The organism is Streptomyces calidiresistens (assembly GCF_014141525.1).
GTDB lineage: Bacteria > Actinomycetota > Actinomycetes > Streptomycetales > Streptomycetaceae > Streptomyces > Streptomyces calidiresistens.
Window position 1 is genome coordinate 1 of record NZ_VKHS01000614.1, and the last position, 3396, is coordinate 3396.

Sequence of the window (3396 nt, forward strand, 5' to 3'; positions counted from 1 at the left end):
GCAGACAAGGGAGGGCCCGGGAGGGGTCGCGGACCTCGACCCGCAGCCAGCCGCGCCGCCTGCGGAAGCGCAGCCCGAAGCCGTCGGCACCGGCGTGCCGCACCGCGTTGCCCACCAGTTCCGATACCAACAGCACCGCGTCCTCGGTGAGTTCGGCCGGCAGCATCCAGCGGGTGCGCAGTTGCAGCAGGGTGATCCGGCGCGCCGCCCCCGCCGAGCGCGGGTGGGAGGGCAGGACGATCTCCTCGGCGGCCGGGTCGATCGTCAACGCCCCGACGGCCCGCACCGTCTCCAGGGGATCCGCCGGGCCGCGACCGGCCGGGCTCCCCGTCGATCCGGCAGCCGGTTCCGTGACCGTCCCGCCGACTGGCCCCCCGCTTCCCCGCGGGGTGGTCTCCGCCGTTGCTCCCATGCCCCCCATCATGGCGTGCATATGCCGGCCGCGGGGCCGTTTCGGGATGATCGAGCATGATCCGGAAGGGGGCCCGATGTCGTCCTTGGTTCGTTCGGGACCGTTTGTCCTTCGGGGAGTTGGGGATGCGATCGCCCCTGTCACCAGCGATGACGGAACTCCGCCCGAGTGGTCGGGGAAGGGGTCGGACGGCCCTTTCCCCGGACCGGAACCGACCGAAAACTTCGGGTCGCGCCGACGTACGGATGAGGCACGAAAGAGTGACACGCGCCCGGTGGAGCGCACGGGGGCGCACCGATCCGAACGGTGCGCCGTCCGTGCGCCCCGCCGGGCGGACGGTGGTCGGATCAGCGGGTGAAGCGGGCCTTCCCCGGACCCTCCTCGACGAAGGAGCGCATCCCGATCTCCCGGTCCTCGGTGGCGAAGAGGGCGGAGAACCAGGCACGTTCCAGGGCCAGCCCGCTGTCGATGTCCGCCTCCAGGCCGGCGTCGATCGCCTCCTTGGCGGCGCGCAACGCGATGGCCGGCCCGTCCGCGAGCTTCCGCGCCAGCGCCCCCGCCTCGGACATCACCTCCGCGGCGGGCACCACGCGGTCCACCAGGCCGATGCGCAGTGCCTCCTCGGCGTCCACCATGCGGCCGGTGAGGATCAGGTCCTTGGCCCGGGAGGGGCCGACGAGGCGGGGCAGGCGCTGGGTGCCCCCCGCTCCGGGGATGAGCCCCAGGAGGATCTCCGGCTGGCCCAGTTTCGCGTTGTCGGCGGCGATCCGCAGATCCGCGCAGAGCGCCAACTCGCAGCCGCCGCCCAGCGCGTAGCCGGTCACCGCGGCGATCACCGGCTTGGGGATCCGGGCCACGGCGGTGAAGGCGTCCTGCAGGCCGCGGGAACGGTTGACCATCGCCCGATGGTCCATCTCCCGCATCTCCTTGATGTCGGCGCCGGCGGCGAACACCTTCTCGCTGCCGCGCACCACCACCGCCCGGATGTCCTCGCGGGTCGTGATCTCCTCGGCGAACGCGCGCAGTCGGTCCTGGACCTCGATGTCCAGCGCGTTCATCGGCGGGCGGTCCAGGCGGAGGGTGCCGACCCCGTCCGCCACCTCCAGATGTACGGTCATGGCCGCCAGGTTAGCGGTCGTTCACGGGAACGGGCCCGGTGCGCTTGCTCACAGTGCGCCGGGCCCGTTCGGTCCGGGGCGGGCAAGGTGCCGCGCCCGCCCCGGGGATCGCCTACTGTCCGGAGCCCCAGGCGCTCCAGTCCGTGTTCCAGCCGCTGAGACCGTTGTCGGGGGCGATGACGGCGTCGTTGGAGTTCACGACCTCCACCACGTCACCGATGATCGAGTTGTCGAAGAACCAGGCGCCGGGGGTGTTCGGGTCGTTGGCGCCCTGCTTGTCGAACAGCCCGATGCATCCGTGGCTGACGTTCTGCGAGCCGAAGGTCGACTCGCTCGCCCAGTAGTTGCCGTGCACGAAGGTGCCGGAGGTGCTCAGCCGCATCGCGTGGGGGACGTCCTCGATGTCGTACTCCCCGTCGAAGCCGACGGTGGAGCCGTCCATCCGGGTCTCCTTGAGCCGCTCGGTGATCACCATCTTGCCGTTCCAGGTGTCGTTGCCCGGCTCACCGGTGGTCACCGGAAGGGTGCGCAGCACCTCGCCGTCCCGCCGGACCTCCATGGTCTTGGCGGCCGCGTCCACGGTGCTGACCTGGTGGCGCCCGATGGTGAAGTACCGCTCGTTGTACCGGGTGCCGTAGACGCCCGGCGCGCCCTCGACGCCCCGGGTGCGGAACTCGACGGAGACCTCGGTCCCCGGCTGCCAGTAGTTCTCGGGGCGGATGTCCAGGCGCTGGTCGCCGAACCAGTGGCCGCGCAGTTCGACCTCCGGCTCGGTGGTGACGCGGATGGCCTCCTCGACGGCCTCCCGGTTCTCGATCGGGGTGTCGAAGGTGATCGACATGATCATGCCGGTGCCGACCGTGGCATCCTCGGGGACGTTCCAGTTGGTGGCGAAGGTGGCCTCCGCCTCCAGCGTGGTGAAGGTGGAGGTCTCCTTCACCTTTTCGCCGTCGGCGCTCTCGGCACCGGCCTCCACCGTGTAGACGGTGCCGTTGGCCAGGTGCTCGGTGGGCTCCCAGGCCGTGCCGTCCCCGTCGAGTTCACCGGCGACCGTCTCCCCCTCGGCGTCGGTGACCACGACCTCGGTCAGGGTGCCCTCCCCGACGGTCACCCGGAGTTCCCCGGAGGTGGCCACGTCGGTGGCACCGTCCCCGGGGGATATGAGGAGTTCGACGCCCGCCTCGGCGTCCTTCTTCTTCCCGCCCCCGGTCCCCCCGGAGCTGTCGTCCGCGCTGCTGCTGCCGCCGCAGGCGGTCACCAGTACCAACAGGGCGCCGGTCAGGGCGGCGGCGACCGCTCCCCGGCGGGGTCGTCCGACCCCGCCGTCGCCGTCCGTGATCCCCGTGCCCCCGGTCCCCCCGATGGCGATGGTCCGCCGACTCGTGGCCCGCGTCCTCACGATCTCGTTCTCCCCTCGCACCGCGCGTGGCACCCACAGTTCGCGCGGATGCCATATGGCCATGTCATCACATCGATTCGACGGACGGGACAGGGGTTTGTCACCGTTCTGTCGCAGCTTTCCGCTCCTGCCGTGCGTCGGCTCTCCCACCGGCCCTTTCGCCCCCGGGTTCCCCTCCTGCCCCTCTTTCCGGGTGGGGGATCTCACCCCTCGTGCGTGACCTGGTGTGTCTTTTCCGGCAAACAGGGCGAAACTGATGGAATAACCTGAAAGAACCCAGTGGGTGATACGGCGTGATGAGATGACGGTGACCGGGCAGAGATGACACGAACGCGACAGCGCCGCGCGGCAGACGAACCGCGAAACCCAGGAGGCGGACAGGTGTCCCAGGCAGCTGAGCAGGAGACGGCGGTCGACTCCGGGAACGGTGCCGGCGTCCCCCTTCCCGAGCACACCCCCCGTACCGG

Annotated in this window: 3 protein-coding genes; all 3 read right to left on the minus strand. The window is 70.9% G+C overall.

Annotated features, from left to right (window positions below; genetic code table 11):
• Positions 1-412 (minus strand): ATP-binding protein (locus tag FOE67_RS20425; RefSeq protein ID WP_182666300.1); only part of this gene is annotated, 412 nt, incomplete at its 3' end.
• Positions 413-759: 347 nt separating this feature from the next.
• Positions 760-1530: an enoyl-CoA hydratase/isomerase family protein gene (locus tag FOE67_RS20430; RefSeq protein WP_182666301.1), complete on the minus strand. Its 771-nt coding sequence runs from the start codon at positions 1528-1530 to the stop codon at positions 760-762.
• Between the two features lie 112 nt (positions 1531-1642).
• Positions 1643-2992: a L,D-transpeptidase gene (locus tag FOE67_RS20435; RefSeq protein WP_182666302.1), complete on the minus strand. Its 1350-nt coding sequence runs from the start codon at positions 2990-2992 to the stop codon at positions 1643-1645.
• Positions 2993-3396 lie beyond the last annotated feature (404 nt).

What these genes read in the sequence shown, in the direction of transcription:
- FOE67_RS20435 (WP_182666302.1), bottom strand. Translation starts at nt 2,992, where the DNA reads ATGGCCATATGGCATCCGCGCGAACTGTGGGTGCCACGCGCGGTGCGA.
- FOE67_RS20430 (WP_182666301.1), bottom strand. Translation starts at nt 1,530, where the DNA reads ATGACCGTACATCTGGAGGTGGCGGACGGGGTCGGCACCCTCCGCCTG.